Origin of the sequence: Bacteroides celer (genome assembly GCF_002632415.2) — a bacterium.
Lineage (GTDB): Bacteria > Bacteroidota > Bacteroidia > Bacteroidales > Bacteroidaceae > Bacteroides.
Map to the genome: position 1 here is coordinate 4638275 of NZ_CP178209.1, position 26335 is coordinate 4664609.

The 26335-nt window shown below is 43.1% G+C and carries 16 protein-coding genes; 8 read left to right on the forward strand and 8 right to left on the reverse strand.

The genetic code is table 11. The annotated features are described in order from the left end of the window. Positions 1-334: 334 nt before the first annotated feature. The 4 genes from tnpC (CJF29_RS19025) to CJF29_RS19040 form a co-directional block, all read right to left on the reverse strand. A complete protein-coding gene (tnpC, locus tag CJF29_RS19025) occupies positions 335-1972 on the reverse strand; it encodes an IS66 family transposase (RefSeq protein ID WP_099147648.1) in 1638 nt (545 codons plus the stop codon). Positions 1973-2058: 86 nt separating this feature from the next. Beyond that, on the reverse strand, positions 2059-2418 hold the full coding sequence (gene tnpB / locus CJF29_RS19030) for an IS66 family insertion sequence element accessory protein TnpB (RefSeq protein ID WP_255299459.1): 360 nt from the start codon (positions 2416-2418) through the stop codon (positions 2059-2061). Then, the gene (locus tag CJF29_RS19035) at positions 2390-2824 is read right to left on the reverse strand and encodes a hypothetical protein (RefSeq protein WP_099147646.1); all 435 of its coding nucleotides are present in this window, start codon (positions 2822-2824) and stop codon (positions 2390-2392) included. The genes tnpB and CJF29_RS19035 overlap by 29 nt, the downstream gene beginning before the upstream one ends. Positions 2825-3351: 527 nt before the next feature. Next, positions 3352-4515 (reverse strand): IS4 family transposase, encoded by a 1164-nt coding sequence (locus CJF29_RS19040; protein WP_002558257.1) that lies wholly within the window; start codon positions 4513-4515, stop codon positions 3352-3354. Positions 4516-5015: 500 nt separating this feature from the next. Between CJF29_RS19040 and tnpC (CJF29_RS19045) the strand changes: the two genes are divergently transcribed. Further along, on the forward strand, positions 5016-6428 hold the full coding sequence (gene tnpC, locus CJF29_RS19045; protein ID WP_229112578.1) for an IS66 family transposase: 1413 nt from the start codon (positions 5016-5018) through the stop codon (positions 6426-6428). A 160-nt stretch (positions 6429-6588) separates the two neighbouring features. Further along, a complete protein-coding gene (locus tag CJF29_RS19050) occupies positions 6589-8670 on the forward strand; it encodes a RagB/SusD family nutrient uptake outer membrane protein (RefSeq protein WP_004301560.1) in 2082 nt (693 codons plus the stop codon). Between the two features lie 101 nt (positions 8671-8771). Here the strand turns inward: CJF29_RS19050 and CJF29_RS19055 are convergent, their stop codons facing one another. The 4 genes from CJF29_RS19055 to CJF29_RS19070 form a co-directional block, all read right to left on the reverse strand. Then, the gene (locus tag CJF29_RS19055; RefSeq protein WP_004301559.1) at positions 8772-9458 is read right to left on the reverse strand and encodes an SGNH/GDSL hydrolase family protein; all 687 of its coding nucleotides are present in this window, start codon (positions 9456-9458) and stop codon (positions 8772-8774) included. Positions 9459-9546: 88 nt separating this feature from the next. Further along, positions 9547-10929 (reverse strand): glycoside hydrolase family 28 protein, encoded by a 1383-nt coding sequence (locus CJF29_RS19060; protein ID WP_074638547.1) that lies wholly within the window; start codon positions 10927-10929, stop codon positions 9547-9549. Between the two features lie 59 nt (positions 10930-10988). Further along, positions 10989-13136, reverse strand: a complete 2148-nt coding sequence (locus CJF29_RS19065) for a beta-galactosidase (protein WP_074638546.1) — start codon at positions 13134-13136, stop codon at positions 10989-10991. 31 nt (positions 13137-13167) lie between these two features. Further along, positions 13168-15525 (reverse strand): family 43 glycosylhydrolase, encoded by a 2358-nt coding sequence (locus CJF29_RS19070; RefSeq protein WP_176553099.1) that lies wholly within the window; start codon positions 15523-15525, stop codon positions 13168-13170. Positions 15526-15767: 242 nt separating this feature from the next. Between CJF29_RS19070 and CJF29_RS19075 the strand changes: the two genes are divergently transcribed. From CJF29_RS19075 to CJF29_RS19100, 6 genes are read left to right on the forward strand one after another with little or no spacing between them, the layout of a single operon-like run. Continuing rightward, complete coding sequence (locus tag CJF29_RS19075) at positions 15768-18644, forward strand: sugar-binding domain-containing protein (protein ID WP_099145997.1); 2877 nt, start codon at positions 15768-15770, stop codon at positions 18642-18644. Between the two features lie 60 nt (positions 18645-18704). Further along, positions 18705-19943, forward strand: a complete 1239-nt coding sequence (locus tag CJF29_RS19080; protein ID WP_099146003.1) for a rhamnogalacturonan acetylesterase — start codon at positions 18705-18707, stop codon at positions 19941-19943. Between the two features lie 48 nt (positions 19944-19991). Continuing rightward, complete coding sequence (locus CJF29_RS19085; protein ID WP_009000439.1) at positions 19992-21527, forward strand: glycoside hydrolase family 28 protein; 1536 nt, start codon at positions 19992-19994, stop codon at positions 21525-21527. Continuing rightward, positions 21478-22080, forward strand: coding sequence for a DUF4450 domain-containing protein (locus CJF29_RS19090; protein ID WP_099145996.1), 603 nt, complete (start codon positions 21478-21480; stop codon positions 22078-22080). Before CJF29_RS19085 ends, CJF29_RS19090 begins: the two co-directional genes overlap by 50 nt. Beyond that, entirely contained in the window at positions 22077-23480 is a 1404-nt protein-coding gene (locus CJF29_RS19095; RefSeq protein ID WP_074556788.1) for a glycoside hydrolase family 28 protein, read from the forward strand. The genes CJF29_RS19090 and CJF29_RS19095 overlap by 4 nt, the downstream gene beginning before the upstream one ends. Continuing rightward, positions 23477-26242 (forward strand): glycosyl hydrolase, encoded by a 2766-nt coding sequence (locus CJF29_RS19100; RefSeq protein ID WP_074556789.1) that lies wholly within the window; start codon positions 23477-23479, stop codon positions 26240-26242. The genes CJF29_RS19095 and CJF29_RS19100 overlap by 4 nt, the downstream gene beginning before the upstream one ends. Positions 26243-26335 lie beyond the last annotated feature (93 nt).

Sequence of the window (26335 nt, forward strand, 5' to 3'; positions counted from 1 at the left end):
ACTTGTGTGCGAGCTAATAATCATAAAAACAATTTGAATTCTAAAAAAAGCATCTTGTGCGATGGTAGTGGCTTAAAGCATGATAAGAATATTAAAATAAATAGAAATACGCTTTTAAATAGTAATAAGTAGATTTTGTTATAGTATTTGACGGAATAAAGATTTTTTTTTGTAGTTTATGAGTAGTTGAGGGGTCGGTGAGATTCTTAATACTATAGTTTTTAGTCTTATTTTTTATAGCCATTTCTTTTGAAATTTAAGGCTGAAGGCGTTTTTTAATAAAAAGTCCAAAGGATAAGAATATTATTCTTTGGTAAGCGTCTCCACGATGCCGTTACTTCTTCCATTTATCTGGCAGTAGTTCTCTGAGATATTTTTTATTTGTATTCGGATTTACCCAAATAAGTTTGTTTAGTATGTCTTTGAAGTATTCAAATGTATTAATCCCATTTAGTCTGCATGAACATGCCAGTGAATATATCAATGCTGCCCTTTTTGCTCCCTGATGGCTTCCGCAAAATAGTGAGTTTCTTCTGCTTAGGCTTATATATCTGTTAATCCTCTCAATGGCATTATTGTCCAATTCATACTCTGGTTTGAGCATATAATTGCATAATGCCGGATATTCATTCAGGGTATAATTGACCGCTTTGCCCAAATTACTTTTGGGTAAAGTTGTTTTTTTAGCCTGTATGACGAGTAAGTTTTCCTTTAGCTCTGCCAATATGGGTGGGGCATACTTCTTTCTGTATTCCAGTATCTGCTTGGGTGTATATTCCGGTGGTATTTCATGCTCCTTCCGGTAAAGCCTGTTGATAATTTCTATAATTCTCTGTGCATCCTTGTTTGCCTGTATATCCAGAAACTTACGTTTGCAATGTTGAAAACATGCCAGGCGGATCACATGGGGATATTCCTTTGTTTCCAATATCTTATAATCTGAGAATCCGTCACATTGTATAGCTCCCCGGTAATCCGGTTTTATGTAATCTGTCAGTACCTTTCTTGCCCTTGATCCATTCTCATAAAAGAAATGAACCAGTTTCGTACGAGCGGCTAAAGCCGCCCAGATATATACCTTGCAGGATGACTTTCCGGTTGCAGACTTGGGACCTTTTTCCAGGACAGTATAATAACTTTCATCCATATGCAGATAATCATCCTCCAGAATGGCCTCTTTGAGCGTTTCTTCCAGAATATCAAACAACTGTGCGGTCTTCTTTATCAGTCCGTGCGCAGTGGATTTACTCATTTCAAAACCATTTTCGGCAAAGAACCTGACAATCCTTTCTACCGGCATGGAGTAAATGTAGCGCAACTGCAGGATGCCGGCAATGAAAGAGGCGTCATAACTGGAGTTTAATAAAGGGGTGGCAGGCAGTTTTCCGCACACGATACCTCCTTGATACAAGTAATAATGCAGGTGGTTGATATGTTTGATATAACGGGGAGGAATATATTCATAACGGATGGAGTCTACCGTTTTCAGAAGCCGGGCTGCTTCAGGCAGGAAGCCCGGCAGGGATGGATAAATATCGTGTTCCTGTACTTCCAGTTCAAAGTACTCCTTGCGCTTGGCGTTATTGTTTCCACGTTCTTTGGGAGCATACTCCGGATGTTCCGTGTTACCTGATTTCGCAGACAATGTGTCGGGGGAGATTTTTTCAGACTTCTGACTTATAAGTTTGCTTAACGCATCTCTCCTATTTTTTACTTTTTCCAAAGAAGTATTCCTGGACACCAATGTCTGTTCAAGGGAGTGGATAGACTTCGTTAGTTCCTCTACCCGACCGGTAAGCAAGCTGATATGTTCTGATTGTGCAACAAGCTGCTCCGACTGCAAAGCCAGTTGCAATGCCTGGCTTTGAGTCTGCTCCGAGAGCTTATTGTTTTGCTCAAGTAATTGGGCATTCTGGGCTCTGGTAAATAACAGCTGCTCTTCCAGCAGTGAGATTATCCGCTCCTTGTTCATGAAACAAAGATACGGATAATTTGGATATTTTCAAAGAAAAGTATAATTATAATTATTTGGTAATCAAATAGATATACCTAATTATCCTACATTTTAAAACGTTTTCGCCAACGTCCTGAACGTAGCGGGATCCCTCTCATTATCATGAAAAACGTTTCCCATTCAAAACGATATAAGCCTCTGTCCGGCTGGAAACGGGGAAGCTCGAAAGTACCAGCTTCCAGCCGTTTATGATACAAAATAAATCCATCTTTATCCCAGCGGAGTATTTTTACTGTGTCTTTATTCTTTGAGAAAAACAAATAGGCGTCACCGCTCAGAGGATTGGCCTTCATATCCTGACGAATCAGTTCGCAAAGGCAATCAACGCCTTTACCCATACTAATGTAACGGGGATACAAGTAATAGTTTAATGATTCATTCAGGCTGAACATACTTCTTGTCATTTACGCGGTTGTAGAAATCAATAAATCTGGTTAATCCAAGGGGGCTGGTCTGTCGGATATCCACTATCACACCATCGGGAAAAGTAATAGAAGCTCCTTTTATTACTTCTGAAGGTTCCAGGACATAGGACGCTGAAGGCATCTCTGGCTGAGACAAAGGAGAATCATACTCGCGCTTGATATGTGCTAACGCTGTTTCAGGAGAATGATTGCATTCTTCCAAAAGGGCATCGTAACGCATCGTGGTAACATCCAACCCGTGACGATGCATCCATTGACGGACACTTTGGATTTTTACCTTGTAATGACGGCAGAAAGAATGAAAACTTAAATGAGGAATAGAAGCATCGCGAAGATGAGCCTTGTATTCCGAAATGATTAAGGGGTAAATGGGATTGGCTTCCATGGTTTTTGAGACAAAGGTAAGAAAACACAAAAATAAAGGCAAGACGGTATCGCGGAGACGCTTACGATAACTATATCTATATTTCACCAACAGGTAATAAGAATGCAGATGGCTTACTTTATTATCAGTTTTCTCAAAGCAACGCAAAGCTTTTTGGAGGAGAAGCCCGGGCTGAATATCGTTTTAAAGGTCTTCAGTGGCTTTCAGTAGAAGGTGTTTATTCAACCGTTACCGGAAAGCAGTGTAATGGCAATAATCTGCCATTTATACCGGCTCAGAAAATCCGTGCAAAACTTAAAGCCGAAAAAAACAGGATAGGTGCTTTGATTTCACCCAATGTGTGGTTTGCTGCATTAAAGGCATTCAATCAAGATCATCCTTCATTGTATGAAACATCTACAGATGGATATACTCTTTGCGATGCAGGAATTAATTCAGGATTGAGAGTCTGTAATCAACTTGTTAATTTAGGGCTATCGGTAAATAATATATTTGATACCATTAGTGTCCACTAAAAATGTGGACGATTAAAAATTAAATAAATTTGGTTCACTTGAACCGCATCGATCTTTGTCATTTTTGAATTTAGCCTTATCAAAGAGATTTGTCAAATTGGTTTTGTCAGTAAGTGAAATACTTAAAATCTGCAGTACCTCGTAAGTACTTCTTTCTAGTTTCATATCATGCTGTACAATAGCAACTAGACAATATGCACAAATAGCAGAATATATCTGAATTCGAACTGCATTCTGGGTTGTTCCCCAGAATTTTTTAATCTTTAGGTGTTGCTTAAGCCATTTGAAAAACAGTTCAACTTGCCACCTATTTTTATAAAGTTCTGCAACCTGAATAGAGGTTAAATGCATGGCATTGGTTAAGAACATGAACTCTCGTTTCTGTTCATCATCCCAATAACGTACAAGCCTCAGTTTATTAGGATAATGCTTTTTGGGGTAGTACCCAATTAACTCTATTCTAGCATCGGATAATACATTCTTTGGCATACGACGCTTCCATTGGATCGTTTTGTATTTCAGATTCTTTTTGGCTCTGATAACAAAATATGACTCAATTGTTTCTATTTTGAATAAACGCTTAAAGTCATTATATCCACGATCAAAGATGTAGTATGAGCCTACTTCATAGGGGATTACATCCATCGCCTTTGAATCATGAACTCTTGCATCTGTGATATGAAAGAATGCTGGAATCTGAGTTTCCACATCATAAAGAGTATGCATTTTAATGCCGCCTTTATGTCTGCGGAACTTTGCCCACCAAAATACATTTAAGCATAAATCTATTGTCGTGGAATCAAAGGCATATACGTTACCATCAAGTCTGAAGATATTAACTGCACGTTTCTTACGTGCTTCATCGACGAGATAATAAGCAAAATCTTCAAAGATTCTGTAGTCTCTATTCTGATTAGCTTTTGCAAGATTACTTTTAGTTACATTACGACCAAGTCCCAGATGATATGTCTTATTGGCATGTGCCTCTATTGCAACTATTAAGTCACGTAGACTCTCCCGATTACAAAGTTGACCAAACATCAATGTTAGGAGTTGATTCCAACAAGTAAAGAACTTCACATACTTATCTCCATCGTATTTTGCTACGATTCGATTAAACTTACTTCTGTTGAGAAATGCAGTCAGTTGAGCGAAAACGTATTTATCTTGAAACATATGCTATTCAATTAAGAATGCAAAGTAATAGAATCAAGTCCGTTCGCTCGAATAATCGTTGTATAAGACTAATATTCAATCATTTCAAAGAACTCTTTGCGTTTTTTAGTGGACGCTTATGATTTGATACAAAATATTACGATCATTTATCAACATTAAAAGCGGTAAGCATTTATAATCCGGGACGTAATATTAGTTTAACTCTCACTATACCTTTTGGAGATTAGTAAAAACGATATTGCTTGTAAAAAGTAAGTTGTAATAATATGTAATCCCCTTATTTGCCTTCATTTATCAAAGGTTAAATAAGGGGATTTTTATATACTAATATTTCTTGATATAGAAAGTGTTCGACCTATATGTCACCTTTGTAACTACTCAGGTATCTTTTCCTGAAAATTGAAAAAGTAATCCAAACTCTCTTACCTGTTGAAATGTATCTGATAACTTTATGCCAATCCCCTTTCTCTATTATCCCCTACATATTACTTTTGCATTCAATGATTGAGCAGGTAACAGACATATCTAAGTTCTTATCGGAGATGAACGAGAAATTCTCTTCGATGGAGCAAACTATATCTGAGCAAGGTGCTGATATTAGCCGTCTTTATCGTATTATTGATCAGAAGGATAAAGAGATTCATGTATTAAAGAAACGTTTATCCAAATATGAAGGACCTGATAAGGATAGTCATAATAGTAGTATTCCTCCTTCCCAAGAATCGCTTCCTGCCAAAGTCCTCCGTCGGACACAGTCTTTGCGCAAGAAGTCAGACCGTAAGAACGGTGGTCAATTTGGTCATCCCGGCTCTACTTTAGAAACGAGCACTTCTCCTGATTTTATCGAAGAACATAAATCTGACTATTGTGAATGTTGCGGCAGTTCTTTGACTGGGGCTGAGTCTATTTGTAGCGGAGTCTCCCAAGTGGTTGATATACCTTTACCCCGTCCCCAAGTAAAAGAACATCGCTCTTTTGATGTGACTTGTTCTTGCGGCCACATTAATAAATGCCCGCTCCCCAAAGAATGTAGTAAACGGATTTCATACGGCAAGACTATTCAGTCTCTGGTGTCTTTTCTTAGCCATGTTCAATGTGTTTCATTTGAACGTATCTGTGAAATACTCAAAGAAATTTTCTCTTTGTCTATTAGTCAAGGTACAGTGCGGAACATGCTTACTAAAATAGGGACTAAATCAAAAACTGTTTGTGACCAAATTCGCAGGCGCATAGCCGAATCCACAGTTGTTGGCGCTGATGAAACGGGACTATATGTCAATAGTGCACTTAATTGGGCATGGATATTCCAAACGGATCAGTTAACCTATGTATACCAAGACAAGTCCAGAGGAATGAAGGCTATAAACAACCATTTTCCTGATGGATTGCCCAATGCTGTATTAGTCACAGATAGACATGGTAGCTATTTCAATATGGAAGTAAAGAATCATCAGGTATGCATTGCACATCTGTTAAGGAACATTCAATACCTTACTGAACTTGACCCTAAGCAGAACTGGTCTAAAAAAGTGAGTACACTTCTTAGAGAGGCGATACACATCCGTAAGACTACAAGCTTTGAAGTAATACCAATAACCACTATAAAAGACAGATTGGACCGATTGCTAAATGAAAGCGTAGCACATCTGCATGAGGATTTCCAGAAGTTCAAAAATGGTCTCTTCAAATGTAAGGATTATCTTTTTACCTTCCTGCAAAACCCAGATGTTCCTTATGATAATAATGCCAGCGAAAGAGGTATTCGAAAAATAAAGGTAAAGCAAAAAGTCAGCGGATGTTTTCGTACAGAAAAAGGGGCTAACACTTTTATGAACGTCCACTCCGTTGCTGAAACCGCTAAGAAAAACGGAAATTCTAAATACAAGGCTATTCTTGCTGTTCTTGAACAGTGAGAAGTATCAATATGACTTTATACCTGAGTAGTTACTTTTGGATACAGACTTGGTAAATTATGACAATAATACCAAAACATTTGGTTCACCTACCACTTTGAAGAGTTTTGTAATAGGTGTCAACATCGGATTCTAATAAACAAATTAAAGTAAAGACATTATGAAATTAAATAGAATATTATTTGCTGCTTTAATAGCCAGCATAACAGGAAGCTCGATCACTTCGTGCAGTGAATCTTTCCTTGATGAGAATTTAACAACTCAATATAGTACCGACCGCTTTAAGACACAAGAAGGTCTTGATGAATTAGTGACTGGAGCCTATCAGAAACTGAAATTCAAATTCAACTATATATGGGGGATTCAGTGCTACAACATGGGAGTAGATGAATTTACTGATGCTAATAATGTTATTCCAGCATGGAATCACTATAGTCAAGATTTAAATTCATCTGAAAATGCCGCTAACCAACCTATCTGGGACAATTACTACGGACTGGTTGAACCCGCAAACATATTGATCCAAAACATACCTCAATATTATAACCAAAGTTCACCTACATACAACACACGCTTGGGAGAAGCACACTTTCTAAGAGCCTATGCCTATTTCGAATTAGTGAAGCAATTTGGTGGTGTGCCGTTGAAATTAGTTCCGTCTACAAGCGCGGAAACATATTTTACACGGAATTCTGCTGAAGAAATATACACACAGGTTATATCTGATTTTGGAGAAGCCTACAGACTACTTCCGGATAAAGGTGAATCAATCGGACGAATTAACAAATATGCTGCTGCCCATTTCCTTGCAAAAGCACATTTATTCCGTGCCTCCGAATTGTACAGCGATTGGAATAGTAATTATATAGCATCCGACCTCGATGCTGTTATTCAATATGGTTCGGAAGTTGTAGACGCACATCCGTTGTGTAATGATTATGTAGAACTTTGGGACTATGAACAGCCGAACGGAGCCAATGAAAAAGTAAGTGAAGTGATTCTAGCAGCTCAATTCTCTAATGATGAATCAACATGGGGACGTTATGGAAACCAGATGCATCTTTATTATCCGGCCGTATACCAAGGTAATGATATAGGTGGATGTAAACGTGACATCTCCGGAGGACGTGAATTCTCATACGTAAGTGCTACAGAGTATACCATGCAGGTATTTGACCGTGTCAATGACTCTCGTTTCTGGAAATCATTCATCACCTGTTATGGAGCCAACGAAACCAAAAGTGCTCCCACCTGGACAGCAGAAGATATGCCATACGCTCCGGCAGGTGTAAAAGAAGGTGACAAACGTTTCAGTGGAGGTGAACTCGGTATGAAATACATCGTGAATGACCCGGGAGACAATCGCTATGAGAAATATCCCAACGCTCCGGCATATACTGTTTTGAAAGATGGAAAAATGTGTAACACGTATACATATGTACGCTATTTCAAAGGACAGGAACACAGCTGGAATATAAATGAGAAAACAGGTAATTATTACGATATCATACCTCACAAGCGTTCAGTAGCTTTATCTAAATTCCGTGATGGTTATCGTGTTTCCATCGCATCTCAATTCGGTACTCGCGATGCTATCATCGCCCGTTCGGCAGATGATGTACTAATGGTTGCCGAAGCATATATTCGTAAAGGTGAAGCCAATTATGACAAAGCTGTCGAATGGATGAACAAACTACGTGAACGTGCCGGTTATAAAACTGGTGAAGACCGTAGTAAGAACGTAGATGGTGGACAAGCTTATAAGAATAATCCTTATTGTTCCGGGAAAGGAGGCGGTCACTCCTCCGAAGGTGCTATTTACTGGGAAGAAAACACCTATTATGAGTCAAACAATATCGAACAGGAGACTACTGCTTCTACCAAAACTACGATGAAATTAAATAGTGTGGCAGACGTTTATAACTCTACAGTCGACACTCCTATCTACAACGAACTGGGATGTACATCCAATGCTGACAAAATGATGTGCTTCCTATTAAATGAACGTACCCGTGAGCTTTGTGGCGAATTGCAACGCTGGGAAGATCTGGCACGTACCAAGACGTTAGACGCCCGCTGGCATAAATTCAACGACGGTGCCAGCAGAGGTCTTGGCGAATTCAAATCGGAGAAACATTACTATCGTCCGATCCCCCAAGCCTTCTTGGACGGTATCACCAATTCAAATGGTTCTGCACTAAGCAATGAAGAAAAGAAAGCAATGCAGAATCCGGGATATTAATATAAACAACTAAACTTATTGCCACTTGGCACTCTTTGAAATAGTATTCCTAATCAAAGAGTAGCAAGTGGCAATATTATTTCTTATATTTCCGTTGTTTTTCACTTCGTCTTCCTCATAAACATCTTAATCTGTTCACTAATCTGCTCCATCCCCTTTATCGAAGGATGACCGCTCTTTTTGTCAATATCATGCAGTTCAATACAATCAATGTTATAGTGATTGCAGATAGCTCTGACTGATTCATTAAACTCTTCCTTTAAACCAGAGTTCAGCAGAAAGTAGATTTCAACATTAGGATAACGATCAATCATGTGGTCAAGCAGATATGCCATAGCCGGACGGAATGTATATAAATCTTCCTTGGTCCACCCTTCATACTTGTAATCCCCAAGCGGTGAGCCGGCCCAACAATCATTCGTTGCACCGAAAATAAAGATGATATCCGGACATCCCAGCTTATCCATACGGGTAATAAAAGAACGATCCGAATAATCAGCCTGATTATAACCGGTATTACAAATCGTTGCACCGGAAAAAGAGTTGTTGACACAAAGGCGGTAGTTATTCTCTTTGATGAATTTATGCCACCAGGTCTGCTTTACGGAAGTTACATCCGTTTGCTGTCGCGGAGAAACATAATACCAAATGCTATTGGTATCGGGTTGCAGGTATCCTTCAAATGTTGAATACGAATCGCCTAAAATAGATATAGATTTCAGGCTTTGAGCAAAGCTGATACTGCTATATAGAGTGATTAGCAGTAATAAATAAAAGGATTTCTTCATCTTAGCATAAAGTTTTCAATTTTGCTGCTAAGATACTACATTATACTAAAATTATAGCATGAAATTTTCTACTACTTTCAGGAAAGGGTCATTTCCCTTTCCTATCATAAGTCACATTCTTTTCCACCACATTCTCTACATTATTCACTTTCTTCACGAACTCTTTCACCTCACCCACTTTCACATTCTCAATCGTTACATTCTTAACCGGTAATTTGGCATTCCCCTTCAATTCATAGATGGCATCTGCCGACTCACAAGTCACCTTATCCATATAAATGCCATCAATACGGGTAATCCGTTCCTCATAAGTAGGTACCAGGTTCTTCCATTGATACAATACTTCCGTATCTATTTCAAGCACCCGTTGAGCCGTGCCTGCCTGTACATTTTTCATGTAAACGTTTTCTATAAATCCACCCCGGCGATGATTGGTCTTCACGAAGAAAAGACGCATTACCGAATTAGGAGCCGTGCAATCATGCATATAGATATTCCGTATGCCTCCGGATATTTCACTTCCGATGCCAAGCAAAGTATGCCCTTTAAGAATTTGACAACGACGGATAACAATATTTTCACAAGGAGTATTCAATCTCCAGGCATCCTGATTGCGTCCGGCCTTGATAACTACCGCATCATCCCCCTGATCGAAAGAACAATCCTCCACCAGAAAGTTACGACTCATTTCAAAGTCGATACCATCGTTATTATGTCCATGAGCTTTCACATCCAGATTACGTACCACTCCCCCATCACACATATAAAGGTGAATGGTCCAAAACGGACTTTCACGTATCTTAAATCCATCCAACAGCACATTCTTGCAACGATTGAAATGAATCAGATGCGGACGAAGATGATTCTCCCCTATTGCCATCTGACGTTCGATTACAGGGACATTAGTCGAAGCTTTTGTATACAACTCCTTCAACGCTTCCAAATGAGGCTGGGGACGTTTGAACCAAACTCTCCAGGCATCCATTTTCGGCTGGAGAGTTCCTTTACCCGTAATCGCTACATTCTCACATTCAAAAGCATAAAGTAAAGGAGAATAGTTGTAACATTCCAAGCCTTCCCAGGAAGTCATCACTGCCGGAAGATAATCAGAAGGATTATCCGTGAAATTCAAAACCGCATTCTCTTCCAAACAGAGGTTTACATTACTCTTGAAATGAATAGGCCCGGTCAGCCATGTACCAGCCGGAACAACCACACGTCCACCTCCCGCTTGATTACATGCCTCAATAGCAGCAGCAATAGCTTTTGTATTATCCGCCTCACCTCCCGGTTGTGCACCGTAATCCGTTATCGGAAAGTCTTTATCGGGATAAATAAAGATTTTAATAGGCTGCATGGGAAAAGGCGCTTTCACCTTTACCGTCTTATAATTATCACCGGCAAAAGCCAAAGAAACTGTCAACAGACCAAAGCAGATACCTGCCATATATTTCAATAAGTTCATCTTCATCGTATGATTCTATTTTTAATTCATTCAAGTCCTGCAAAGATAAAAATATCCTTTTATTGTTACATTGAAAAGACCAATACCCCTGCCGTAGGAATTTCCGCAGTTCCTATCAGTACCTTGCCCCCTTTCGGCAAGTTGAATGTATAAGGACAATCCGAATAATTCAAAACAATTCCCAATCCATTACGGTATTCCATTGTCACACCATAAGGCAGATCCATCACCGGGATATTCAGTTGTGCATATAGTTTCTTCAATATATCTTTTTCCAATGCTCCATCATGACTGTCCACTCCAACATAAGTGATTGTTCCCTTTCCTAATTTACGGAAAGTGACAGCCGGACTTCCTTCATAGAATTCGTTTTTATAAGTAGCCCAGACCTGTGCATCAGTGGGAGGATTCAGTATTTCTCCCCATGTATTCCACGCATACTCCTTTCCATTCATCACTACAGTACCGGGATCTTCAGGAAGAAGTAAATCGTAAAAGTTCATTTCGTTTCCTGTCAAAGGAGCGATCATGGAACCGAAAGGAGCTTCAGGAAGACGGCCATAACGGTCCTTCTGTGCCGTACGGCAGGTTAAGATTAGATTTCCGCCATTCTTCACGTATGCAATCCATTTATCCACCAGTTCTTTATCAGCCAATTGATAAGCCGGTATTACAACCACCGGATAATCGGATAAATTCTTTGTCTCTGATATAAAATCGACAGGAGCTCCGAATGATTTTAGGGTACGATAGTACTTTTCGATGTGTGCAAAAGTGTCCCATGTACGATTCTGCTTCTGCCGCTCGATACTCCAGGAATTTTCATGATTGAAAAGAATTGCAGTACGACGGGCAAGGTAATCGGCAGGTTTGGTTTCACGGGAAGAGCTATGTTTACGAAGTTCACGAATCTCCTTTATAAATGTCTCATATTCTCTTCCGCCGGGAGTTATAGTCACTCCGTCCGTGCCGACAATTCCGTAATGATATTGTTCCGTGCCGTAAAGAGGTTGGCGATAACGATAGGTGCAGATAAAATCACTTCCACCGGCAAACACACTCCACATCCACAGACGAACTGCGCCCGGAAGAGGTTGGGGATTGATACTGCCCCAGTTCACCTGTCCCGGCTGTAATTCCATCACACCATAAGTTCCCTGTATCGGACGGAAAAAGTCATTTGCCCAGGCTATCCGCAACGGATTACCTACCCGGTAGCCTCGACGACCAATCCCCTCATTATCACCATATACCATATAACGGGTATAACTTTGAAAATCAAGCGAGGGGCTACCACCGATGTGACCTTCATCATAATTCGGTATATAATTCGTAGTCACCCATTGGTTCTTTGCATATTTCTTTATCAACAGACATTGTTCGTTCAGGAAATCATTGGTTTGTGATGCAGCAAAACGGCGGTAATCCAAAATTTGATGATGATTCATAAACATCTGTACGCGCTTGGGAAGCGTTATTTCATCAAAAGACGAATAAACCTCACTCCAGAAAGCAGTGCCCCATGCATTATTTAAAAGTTGAATGTCATTATTGTATTTGGCACGGAGAAAATCACGGAAAGCAAGCTCCGCTTTCAGATTATAATCAAACTGTACAGCAGGTTCGTTGTCGAGTTGCCATCCGATAATACGGGAGTCATTGCCATAATGTTGCGCCAGTTTTTCAATCATCTTGTATGATAATTCCCTGTAAAGAGGCGAAGCAAATGAAGCATGCTGGCGAGCACCGTGGTCAAGTATCGTTCCATCCTCATTCTTCAATAGAATTTCGGGGTATTTCCGGCTCATCCATACAGGAGGAGTGGCAGTAGAAGTACACATGATAACTTTCAAATCATACTTGGCTGCCAAAGCTACAGCCCTGTCCAGCCATGCAAAATCATAGCGCCCCTCTTCCGGTTCCAGTTGCGCCCAGGCAAACTCGGCAAAATGGGTAAATTCAAATCCCAATTCATGCATTTTCTTGAAGTCACGTTCCCACTGGCTCTCATCCCAGTGTTCGGGATAATAATAGACACCCGTCAAAGTCAGGTCTTTATCATCAAACCAGGGAGAAGTTTCAATTACAGTCTTTTGAGCTTGCTTCTGTTGAGTTCCGGTTGCCAGTCTCTCTGCTGCCTGTATTCCGGTAGAAACGGTTAATAGACCGGCACAGAAAGTAGCCAGAATTTTACTTTTTACCATATACTTCATAAATTCGATTGATTATTAGCGTTATAAAACGTTATTCATATATTTTCCATTCCCACAAACCGGCATCTCCCCTACGAATATGAAGACGGAGATAACGTGTCTCTCCTATCTCCTTAGCAATATGTGGAGAGCATGCTTGTACTTTCCCTTGTTCAGCACACATCTGCCAATGTTTTCCGTCGATAGACTTCTCCAGTCGCCAGGTATGTCCTTCAGTGGGACGGGTAAAATAGAACTGGCACTCCCCGACCTTACGGATTTCCTTTAAATCGACTGTAATAAACGGACTGCTATCCGTATCAGCCGCCATCCAACGGGTTCCATTCGATTCGTCAGCTACATGGGTAGCCTGATAAGTATGCGTGCGGGTATAGCTCTTCACCGAACCTTTTTCCGGCAACGGTTGATTGGGTTGCGTTTCGATATTGACTACGGAAGTACGGGGAGATTTCTCACTGGAAGCATAAAAATGCGAGTGTAATGCCAGATTCGGCCGGGTCTCTTGGGAAGCTGCCAAGTAGCCTACACCACGTATATCGGGAATTAAGGTCTTTATCGTTCCATCATCATTAAATTCCATCCGGTTAGCATACACTTGACGGGTAGTTCCGCCATCTCCGTATTCCAGATAGAGAAAAATATATTCACCCGTTCCCTCGTCATAAAACACGTTGCCATGTCCCGGTCCCCACACTTGATTTTCAGGAGAAGAGAATAAAAAAATGTCGTTCCCCTCCGGCTTTACAAAACCCGTCAAAGGAGACTCGCGGCTCATCATATAAGCATTGACATAATTCTGATGACCACTCAACGTATAAATATAGTAATAGATACCTTTACGCTTAAACATCACCGGACCTTCGGAATATCCCTGGCGGGCTGTTGCCAGAGTTACCGGCTCACCATCCAGATGAAGCCTGTCCGCAGAAAGCCGTCCCGCATTCCGACGACGCCAAAAGATATATCCTGAACCGTCGTCATCAATAAAAGGTTCTCCGTCAATATCATCAACGACAGCCGGGCTATCTGTTCCTTCTTCTCCGGGAGGCAAAAGCCCCTGTCCCACAGTAAAATGGAAAGGACCGTCCGGGCGATCAGCTACAAGCACATAAGTTCCCATCTTGTCATCCGGTTTCACAAACGTAACGTATAAATAAAACTTGCCGTCCTGCTCAATCACTTTTCCAGGCGCCCAATACCGGAAATAGCCCTTTTTCTTTTCACCTTTATCATTCGTGTAGTCATATCCTTTCGACCAGTCGAATCCACTGATATGGGAACCTTCGAAACTCCAGTTCACAAAATCTTTCGATTTCCATACGACAGGAGTTCCGGCACGTCCAAGTCCGTAATCCAGATCGGTAGTGCCATAAAGATAATAGGTATCACCAAATTTGGAGACAGACGGGTCCGCCAGATTATCGGGAATAAGCGGATTATAGTTCCGGTCGGCAATCAGTGCCTCTACAATGGAGGCATCCACTGCAAACGCCGTTCCATGACGAATCCCCCTCGGAAAAAAGACCTGATCGGACACATCTTCCCATGTTTCACCATAGTCCAAAGAACGAACAGCTCCATAACGATGGTCACGGTATTTATCAAAATAGACATAAAGCGTATCACCTACAAAAAGAGGAGCCGGACCTTCCGCCCAATATTTTCCTGTAATAGGTGCCGATACTTTGGTCGGGAATCCTTTTTCTATCTTCTTTGTACGCGTCACACGCAAATTCTTTTCCGGCGGATTGGAATTTTCATTCTTGACTACCATTATCAGGTCTTCCCGCTTCGGGTCTTTCACAATAGCGGCATCAATCACACTGAAATCTGGATTGAAGAACATCTTCGTCTTCGAGAAAGTACGAAAGTCCTTCGTTGTTACATAATAAATACGATGATTCAGTCCCTTCTCACTTTCACTGGTAGCCACTTCTTTGTGACGACCGGGAATCGTAGTTGCCCAAAAGATATAATAGGTTTGTGAAGGTTCATCATAAAACAGTTCGGGAGCCCAACAGTTATGTGCATCCGGCTCGTGCATCATCACAGGGATTGCCTGTTGCTCACTCCAATGAACCAAATCGCGGGAAGAGGCATATCCGATAATCCGGTCCGTCCAACTGGAAGTCCAGACCATGTGAAAAGTTCCGTCCGGCGACTGGCAAATGCTGGGGTCGCGCATTAATTTATCTTTACAAACCGCAGGGGTAAGATAAGAACGTCCGCCGTGTAAAGGCAGCCAGTTCAATCCATCATAACTATATGCTAAATGCAGTCCGTCTTTACTGTCATTGATAAAATAAGAAAAGAGGTAAGCTGTCTCACCGGCAAAGACTGTCATCACCGACCAAAGACTTAGAGCTATCCAGATTACTACTTTTTTCATGGTTCCTTATTAAGATTAAAAAGTTTACCTTGCAAAGATAAGGCATCTCCGCCCCTCCTCAAAGATAAAGAGCATGGACAATATTTCAAATCCATGTAGTTTTGTACACGAACGCTTTTAGATGTCCATTTTGATACAATATTCTATGTATCTGTACATCTTTCTATTTACTAAACCCTTAAAAAGCTCTACTTTAGCGGCAGATTTAAAAAAGAATGAAAAACATATCAACTCTATATATCATGAAACGACTTTTAGTAAGTATTGCTATCGTATTTATCTCCATACTGACCGTAGCGGGACAAAATCACTCTTTCAGCTTATCCGGCAAATGGAATTTCCGGATAGACCGGGAAGATACCGGCGTCAAGGAACAATGGTTCAAAAAATCCCTCGACGATTCTATCAACCTGCCCGGCTCCATGCCCGAAAAACTGAAAGGAGATGAAGTGACCGTCCATACCCAATGGACCGGAAGCCTCTACGACAGTTCTTACTACTTCAACCCATATATGGAAAAATACAGGATAGAGGGACAAGTAAAGCTACCCTTCTTTCTGACTCCCGACAAACATTATGTAGGTGTGGCCTGGTATCAAAAGAAAGTGACAATCCCGGCTGACTGGAAAGGAGAAAGAATCACTCTTTTTCTGGAACGTCCGCACATCGAAACTACTGTATGGGTAAATCAACAGGAGCTTGGTATGCAAAACAGTCTTTGTGTTCCCCATGTCTATGACCTGACTGCTGCAACCACCCCCGGAAAAACGTACCTGATTACCATCCGTATCGATAATAGAATCAAAGAAATCAACGTAGGTCCAGATTCTCACAGCATCACCGACCAGACACAAGGTAACTGGAACGGTATCGTCGGACGAATCGAATTACAAGCCACTCCCAAAGTTCATTTAGAAGATATTCAGGTATATCCCGATTTGAGCAATCAGAAAGCGCTGGTTCGCATGAATATACGGTCTGCTTCTTCCACCAAGGGAGAGATCACCCTTTCCGCCGAGAGCTTTAACACGGACATTCAGCACAAAGTGGCTCCCGTACATCAAAGTTTCAACATCCGTCCGGGAGATAATCCGGTAGAAATGGAACTTCCGATGGGAAAAGAGTTTCTGACGTGGGATGAATTCAGTCCGGCACTTTATAAACTGACGGCAAAATTGACCAACGGCAAACAAACTGACACGCGACAAGTACAGTTTGGTATGCGTAATTTCAAGATAGAAGGGAAATGGTTTTATGTAAATGGCCGCAAAACGATGCTTCGCGGTACGGTGGAAAACTGTGACTTCCCATTGACAGGCTATGCGCCGATGGATGTAGCTTCCTGGGAACGGGTGTTCCGCATTTGTCGTAACTATGGCCTGAATCACATGCGCTTCCACTCCTTCTGTCCGCCGGAAGCAGCTTTCATCGCTGCCGATCTGGTCGGTTTCTATCTGCAACCGGAAGGACCGAGCTGGCCGAACCACGGTCCGAGACTGGGTAACGGACAACCGATTGACAAATACCTGATGGACGAAACCATTGCACTGACCAAGGAATATGGGAATTACGCTTCCTACTGTATGCTGGCTTGCGGCAATGAGCCTTCCGGTCGTTGGGTGGCATGGGTCAGCAAATTCGTGGATTATTGGAAAGCAACCGATCCGCGTCGTGTATACACAGGAGCTTCCGTTGGAAACAGCTGGCAATGGCAACCTCACAATGAGTATCATGTGAAAGCCGGCGCACGCGGACTTAGTTGGGCAGGTGCGCAACCGGAAAGTGAATCGGATTATCGTGCAAGAATCGACACGGTGAAACAACCGTATGTATCACACGAAACAGGTCAATGGTGCGTATTCCCGAATTTCAATGAGATCCGTAAATATACCGGAGTCAACAAAGCGAAGAACTTTGAAATCTTCCGGGATATTCTGAACGATAACCACATGGGAAGCCAGAGTCACGACTTTATGATGGCTTCGGGCAAATTGCAGGCACTCTGCTACAAACATGAGATTGAAAAGACCTTGCGTACTCCGGACTATGCGGGATTCCAGTTGCTGGCTCTCAATGATTATTCCGGCCAGGGAACTGCATTAGTCGGTGTACTGGACGTGTTCTTTGAAGAAAAAGGATATATCAACGCAGAACAGTTCAGACGCTTTTGCAGTCCGACCGTACCTTTGGCACGTATTCCTAAATTTGTATATGCCAACAATGAAACATTCCATGCCGACATTGAAGTATCTCATTTCGGAGCTGCTCCCTTAGAAAGTGCAAAAACAGTATATACCATTAAGGATAAATTCGGAAAAGTATATGCTCATGGAACTGTCGGCACCCATCACATTCCCATCGGAAATCTTTATTCTCTGGGTAGTGTAGATATGACTCTGGAAGGAATCGATACACCGCAGAAACTAAATCTGGAAGTACGTATCGAAGGCTGTGATGCCGTAAACGACTGGGATTTCTGGGTATATCCGGCACAAGTGGAACTGGTACAAGGAACAGTATATACCACCGACACCTTGGATGCCAAGGCATTGGCAGTGTTGCAAGACGGAGGAAATGTGCTGATTACGGCTGCCGGAAAGATACAATACGGCAAAGAAGTCAAACAATACTTCACTCCCGTATTCTGGAATACTTCCTGGTTCAAGATGCGTCCGCCGCACACAACCGGTATTTTCCTGAATGAATATCACCCTCTTTTCCGCGAATTCCCTACCGAGTATCATAGTAATCTGCAATGGTGGGAACTGCTGAACAAAGCGCAGGTGATGCAATTCACCGACTTCCCGGCAATATTCCAACCAACGGTTCAAAGTATTGATACCTGGTTTATCAGCCGGAAAATCGGCATGTTGTTCGAAGCAAAGGTCTTGAACGGTAAATTGATGATGACCAGTATGGACATTACTTCCCAACCGGAAAAACGAATCGTTGCCCGCCAGATGCATAAAGCAATCCTGGATTATATGAATTCGGATGCTTTCCGTCCGGCAGAAAAGATAGCTCCGGAGCTGATACAGGCATTATTCACCAAAGTGGCGGGAGATGTGAAATCTTATACCAAAGATTCACCTGACGAGCTCAAACCGAAAATTAACTAAATGGGAAATTATCAGGCACACCCTGCATCCCATCAAATCATATACATTAATATTATTTACATGAAAGCTACGATCATAGGCTTGCTACTCTTGGCTACGGCAAATATCCATGCACAGGAGAAAGCCCAAACATACCAGTTGGCAGATGCTCCCCGCTACAGTGAGGAGACGGGATATGGATATGATCTCGTCGCTACTCCCGAAAAAGGCAGTAAGGCACCCTTCTTCTTTTCTGTCCGTGTGCCGGACGGTAACTACCAAGTAACCGTTCGCCTGGGAAGCAAGAAACAGGCAGGAGTGACCACTGTAAGAGGCGAGTCACGCCGACTATTCATTGATAACCTTGCGACCCAAAAGGGACAATTCGTAGATGAAACATTTATCATCAACAAACGCAATCCCCGCATTTCCGAAAAAGAATCCGTACGTATCAAACCCCGCGAAAAAGCCAAACTGAACTGGGACGATAAACTGACGCTGGAATTTAACGGCGATGCACCCGTATGCCAGAGTATCAGCATCGAGCCTGCCGATCCGTCGGTGATTACCGTTTTTCTATGCGGTAACAGTACCGTAGTCGACCAGGACAACGAGCCATGGGCCAGCTGGGGACAAATGATACCTCATTTTTTCGGTACGGACGTTTGTATCGCCAATTATGCGGAATCGGGCGAATCAGCCAATACGTTTATTGCCGCAGGACGTTTGAAAAAAGCATTGAGCCAGATAAAGAAAGGAGATTATCTTTTCATGGAATTCGGGCATAACGACCAAAAGCAAAAAGGACCGGGCAAAGGAGCTTATTACTCTTTTATGACCAGCCTGAAAACATTTATTGATGAAGCTCGTGCACGGGGAGCATACCCCGTACTGGTCACTCCCACCCAACGCCGGAGTTTCGACGCAACCGGACATATCCGTGACACACACGAAGATTATCCGGAAGCCATGCGCTGGCTGGCAGCTAAAGAAAATGTTCCGTTGATCGACCTCAACGAGATGACCCGTACTCTTTATGAAGCTTTGGGAACAGAAACGTCGAAACGTGCTTTCGTACACTATCCGGCAGGCACTTATCCGGGACAGACCAAAGCTTTTGAGGATAACACCCACTTCAATCCATACGGAGCCTATCAAATAGCCCAATGTGTGATTGAAGGAATGAAGAAAGCCGTACCGGAACTGGCTAAACACCTGAAAATAGACCCGTCCTATAATCCGGCACAGCCGGACGATGTAAATGGTTTCCACTGGAACGAATCACCATTCACGGAAATTGAAAAACCGGACGGAAATTAAGAGATAAGTAGTAGGTATTAAGTATTAAGAATCAGGCATTAGATAAATATGAAAACCAAAAGCATCTTTCCCCTGTTCCTATTGGCAGGCACACTTTTGACAGCAGCTTGCGCCACCCCAACGGCTAAACAGGCAGGAAACAACAGCTTCGAATGGGGGCAAGTACCGCAACAACCGGATTTGTCATGGGCCGATAGTGTAGGCAGCCGGCAAATGCCCGGAAACCATGTAATTTTATCCGCTAATTCTTTTGGCGCAGTAGCAGACAGCACGGTGCTTAGCACGGAAGCTATCCAGAAAGCAATTGACAGTTGTGCCGTCATCGGTGGAGGAACGGTAGTTCTTCAGCCGGGATATTATCAGACTGGCGCACTGTTCATAAAAAGCGGTGTCAACCTGCAACTGGACAAAGGGGTGACTTTACTGGCCAGCCCTTACATTCATCATTATCCCGAATTCCGCTCACGGATTGCAGGAATCGAGATGACATGGCCCGCGGCAGTTATCAACATTGTCAATGAAAAGAACGCTTCCGTCAGCGGAGAAGGAACGCTGGACTGCCGGGGAAAAGTATTTTGGGATAAATATTGGGAAATGCGGAAAGAATACGAAGCAAAAGGATTGCGCTGGATTGTGGATTATGACTGCAAACGGGTACGGGGCATCCTCATAGAACGTAGCTCGGACATTACATTGAAAGGATTTACCCTGATGCGTACCGGTTTTTGGGGATGTCAGATTCTTTACTCCGATTATTGCACGATAGACGGATTGACCATCAACAACAATATAGGTGGACACGGTCCGAGCACGGACGGTATCGACATTGATTCTTCCTGCAATATCTTGGTCGAAAACTGCGATGTAGACTGTAACGATGATAATATCTGTATCAAATCGGGACGGGATGCAGACGGACTGCGGGTGAACCTTCCTACGGAAAATGTGGTCATACGCAATTGCATCGCCCGCAAAGGTGCCGGACTTATCACCTGCGGAAGCGAAACTTCCGGTAGCATACGGAATGTATTGGGATATAATCTGGAAGCAATCGGCACCTCCGCCGTGCTGCGGTTGAAAAGCGCCATGAACCGTGGAGGGACAATCGAAAACATTTATATGACCGAAGTAAAAGCGGAAAACGTCCGTCACGTGCTGGCGGCAGACTTGAACTGGAACCCCAGTTACAGTTACAGCACTTTACCCAAAGAGTATGAAGGGAAAGAAATCCCGGAACACTGGAGAATCATGCTGACTCCGGTAACGCCTCCCGAAAAAGGTTATCCGCGTTTCCGCAATGTCTACGTATCAAAGGTAAAAGCGGAAAATGTGGACGAATTTATCTCCGCTTCGGGATGGAATGACTCGTTACGTCTGGAAAATTTCTATCTTTATGCCATCGAAGCGCAGACCGACAAACCGGGCAAAATCTGCTATACGAAGAATTTCAACTTGTCTGAAATTACATTAAAGACAGAAGAAAAGAATGTCATTGAACTAAAAGAGAATGAACAAAGTAATATCAACTTCAACTATGTTAAGACATCTCCTGACCATCGTACTGCTGGGAATCTTGCTCATTGATGCGCAAGCACAAGCACTGACGCCACCTGCCGGCACTTTCCGGTTGGGCATATCAAAAGGAAATGAAAGCCACTGGCTAAAACCTAAAGAAAAGATACAGGGAGTATCCTTCCAATGGAAAGCACTGCCCGATAGTCGTGGATTTATTCTGGAAGTAGAAGTCGCCTCTGCTCCGGAAGCCGATGCCCTATTTTGGAGTTTCGGCGATTGCCAACCGGATTCGGACATCAATGTATTCAGCGTGGAGGGACAAGCCTTCACTTGCTACTACGGAGAAAGTATGCAATTACGGACGCTGCAGGCTGTCACTCCTACCGATGATATTCGCTTGAGTGACGGACATAAGGATGTAACTCCCCTGATGCTTTACGAATCAGGCAAACGAACCGACCGCCCTGTACTGGCCGGACGTTGCAGTCTCTCCCCGGCTTCTTCCCGAAACGAAGGAAGCAAGCCTTCTCGGCTTTACTTCTGTTTCTACGAACAGAATGAAAAAGCGGATTACAACTACTATATGTTACCGGATATTTTTGCCAAAATCGACAAAAAATGAAAAGGATCTATTTATTATTCAGTCTGTTAATAGGTTGCATCTATCTACATGCAGCCATTTATAATGTAATGGACTTCGGAGCCAAAGCGGATGGGAAAACGATTGATTCGCCTGCCATCAATCGTGCAATTGAAGCGGCCGCACAGGCCGGAGGAGGCACAGTATATCTACCTGCGGGAGAATATGCGTGTTATTCCATCCGGTTAAAAAGCAACATTCATATCTATTTGGAACAGGGCACCCGTATCATTGCCGCCTTTCCCGGAAAAGAGGAAGGATATGATACCGCCGAACCGAATGAACATAATAAGTATCAGGATTTCGGTCACAGCCATTGGAAAAACTCTTTAATTTGGGGAATCGGACTGGAGAATATTACGATCAGTGGTCCCGGCTTAATCTACGGCAAAGGCTTGACCCGTGAAGAGAGTCGCCTACCGGGGGTAGGCAATAAGGCTATCAGCCTGAAAGATTGCAGAAATGTGACCCTGAAAGATTTATCCATGCTGCATTGCGGGCATTTCGCCCTGTTGGCTACCGGAGTGGATCATCTGACGATTCTGAATCTGAAAGTAGACACCAACCGGGACGGTTTCGATATTGATTGCTGCCGGAACGTACGTATCAGCCAATGCACGGTGAACTCCCCCTGGGATGATGCCATTGTATTGAAAGCCTCTTATGGATTAGGACGCTTCCAAGATACGGAAAATGTGACGATCAGTGATTGCTATGTCAGCGGCTTTGACAAAGGCAGTGTAATGGACGGCACTTGGCAGTTGGACGAACCGCAGGCTCCCGATCATGGTTTCCGTACAGGACGCATCAAACTCGGCACAGAAAGTAGTGGAGGCTTCCGCAATATTGCGATTACGAACTGTATCTTTGAACATTGCCGTGGATTGGCATTGGAAACGGTAGACGGAGGACATCTGGAAGATATTGTAATCAGTAATATTACAATGAGAAATATAGTCAACGCACCTATTTTCCTCCGGTTGGGCGCACGTATGCGCAGTCCTGAAGGCACTCCTGTGGGCACCATGAAACGTATTCTTATCAGCGATATCAATGTATGGAATGCCGACAGCCGGTATGCTTCTATCATCAGCGGCGTACCGGGAGCCTGTATCGAGGATGTGACTTTGCGTAATATTCACCTCTATTATAAAGGAGGATATAGCGAAGAGGATGGCAAACGTATTCCGCCCGAACAGGAGAAAGTATACCCCGAACCCTGGATGTTCGGCACTATTCCCGCCAAAGGGTTTTATATCCGCCACGCACGGAACATTACCTTCGACGGCATCCGCTTCCACTTTGAACAGCCGGACGGACGACCGCTTTTTGTAACTGATGACGCAGAAAATATAGAATACTATAACACACTGAAAGAATGATGAATAAAAGACAATGGATAGTTCTTTGCCTGCTCGCCGCAGGTGGAGTAATGCAAGCACAACAATGGCCGGACACTCCGGTGGAAGCACGTCCCGGCGCCAGATGGTGGTGGCTGGGAAGTGCCGTAGACGAAAAGAATCTGACGTATAATCTGGAAGAATACGCACGTACCGGAATGGGAGCAGTAGAAATTACTCCTATCTATGGGGTGCAAGGCAATGACGCGAATGATATTCAGTTCCTTTCTCCCCACTGGATGGAAATGCTTAAGCATACACAAGCGGAAGGAAAACGTACGGGTATTGAGATTGATATGAATACCGGAACCGGATGGCCTTTTGGCGGACCTGAAGTTAGTATAGAAGATGCGGCTACCAAGGCTATCTTCCAGACATACGAAATAGAGGGCGGCAAAGAGATTGAACAGGATATTAATGTGACCGATCCCAAGCAACAACCATTTTCTGTACTAAGCCGGGTGATGGCATATGATGAGAAAGGCAAATGTATCAACCTGACTGCTCACGTCAAAAAAGACAAACTGCAATGGAAAGCGCCTGCCGGCAAATGGAAAGTGATCGCTCTTTACATCGGAAAAACAAGGCAGAAAGTGAAACGGGCAGCTCCGGGAGGAGAAGGCTATGTGATGAATCATCTCTCAAAAAAAGCAGTAAAAAATTATCTTTCCCGCTTTGACCGTGCTTTCAAAAGTAGCAAGACAAGTTATCCACATACTTTCTTCAACGATTCATACGAAGTTTATCAAGCTGACTGGACGGATGATTTCCTGGAACAGTTCGCTCGTAGACGGGGGTATAAACTGGAAGAACATTTCCCCGAATTCCTGGATAAAAACCGTCCGGAAGTTAGCAGACGTATCGTGTCGGATTACCGGGAAACCATTTCCGACCTCTTATTGGAGAACTTCAGTCATCAATGGACAGACTGGGCACACAAAAACGGTAGTATCACCCGTAATCAGGCACATGGTTCGCCCGGTAATCTGATTGATATCTATGCTTCCGTGGATATTCCGGAATGTGAAGGTTTCGGACTGTCGCAGTTCCACATCGAAGGATTGCGTCAGGACTCATTGACCAAAAAGAATGATTCGGACCTGTCTATGCTGAAATATGCTTCTTCAGGTGCTCATATTGCAGGAAAGACGTACACTTCTTCCGAAACATTCACGTGGCTGACGGAGCATTTCCGCACTTCTTTATCACAATGCAAACCGGATATGGATCTGATGTTTGTCTCCGGTGTCAATCACATGTTTTTCCACGGCACTCCGTATTCTCCGAAAGAAGCCGAATGGCCCGGATGGTTGTTCTACGCTTCTATCAATATGAGTCCGACAAACAGTATTTGGCGTGATGCTCCTTCGTTCTTTAACTATATCACCCGTTGCCAGAGCTTTCTGCAAATGGGACGGCCGGATAATGATTTCCTGATTTATCTTCCGGTATATGATATGTGGAATGAGCAACCGGGACGATTGTTATTATTCACGATACACCACATGGATAAACTGGCTCCTAAGTTTATCGACGCTATCCATCGCATCAACAACAGCGGGTATGACGGGGATTATATTTCCGATAACTTTATTCGCAGTACACGTTTCAAAGACGGACAGTTGGTTACTTCGGGCGGAACAGGCTACAAAGCATTGGTAGTGCCTGCTGCACACCTAATGCCGAGTGATGTATTGGCACATCTTTATGAACTTGCCAAACAGGGAGCTACTATCGTATTCCTCGAAAATTATCCGACAGATGTACCGGGATACGGTCAGTTGGAACAAAAACGCCAAAGTTACCAGCGTACGCTCCGGCAACTTCCGGCTGTTTCTTTCTCGGAAACAACCGTTACTTCAATCGGAAAGGGGAAGATTATCACAGGAACGGATTATGCACGTACATTGGCCAGCTGCAATATCTCTCCCGAAGAAATGAAAACCAAATTCGGACTACAAGCGATCCGAAGAGTGAATGATACGGGACACCACTATTTCATCTCTTCCTTGCAAAATAAAGGAGTGGACGGTTGGATCACATTGGGAACGAATGCAGCCGCAGCCGCTCTCTTCAATCCCATGACCGGAGAATGTGGTGAAGCTAAGGTAAGACAGGCAAACGGAAAAACACAAGTCTATCTGCAATTAAAATCCGGTGAATCGATCATTCTGCAAACATATCAACAACCTTTGCAGGCATCCAAACCGTGGAAGTATGTCAAAGAGCAACCTTTCAGTCTTCGTCTGGATCATGGTTGGAAGTTACACTTCGCCGAAAGCAAACCGGAAATTCAAGGGACATTTGATATAGATCGCCCCTGTTCATGGACCCATATCGATCATCCGGCAGCCCAAACGAACATGGGAACCGGTGTTTATTCCTTAGACATCGAATTGCCGACTTTGCAGGCCGACGACTGGATTCTTGATTTGGGAGATGTACGCGAAAGTGCCCGTGTCCGCATCAACGGACAGGAAGCGGGATGCGCATGGGCAGTGCCTTATCAACTAAAGGTGGGCCAGTTCTTAAAACCCGGAAAAAACCACATCGAGATAGAAGTCACGAATCTCCCTGCGAATCGAATTGCAGAATTAGACAGGCAGGGAGTGCAGTGGCGCAAATTCAAAGAAATCAATATTGTTGATTTGAACTATCGTCCGGCCAATTATGGACATTGGAGTCCATTACCCTCCGGCTTGAATAGTGAGGTACGGCTGATTCCGGTAAATGTGATGCCATAGTTGAGACATTGTCATATCATCATACCGCAACAAACTACTTTTTCAATCTTGTACTTAAGACTTTTCAGTGCAAAGATTAAGGGTTTTCAGTAC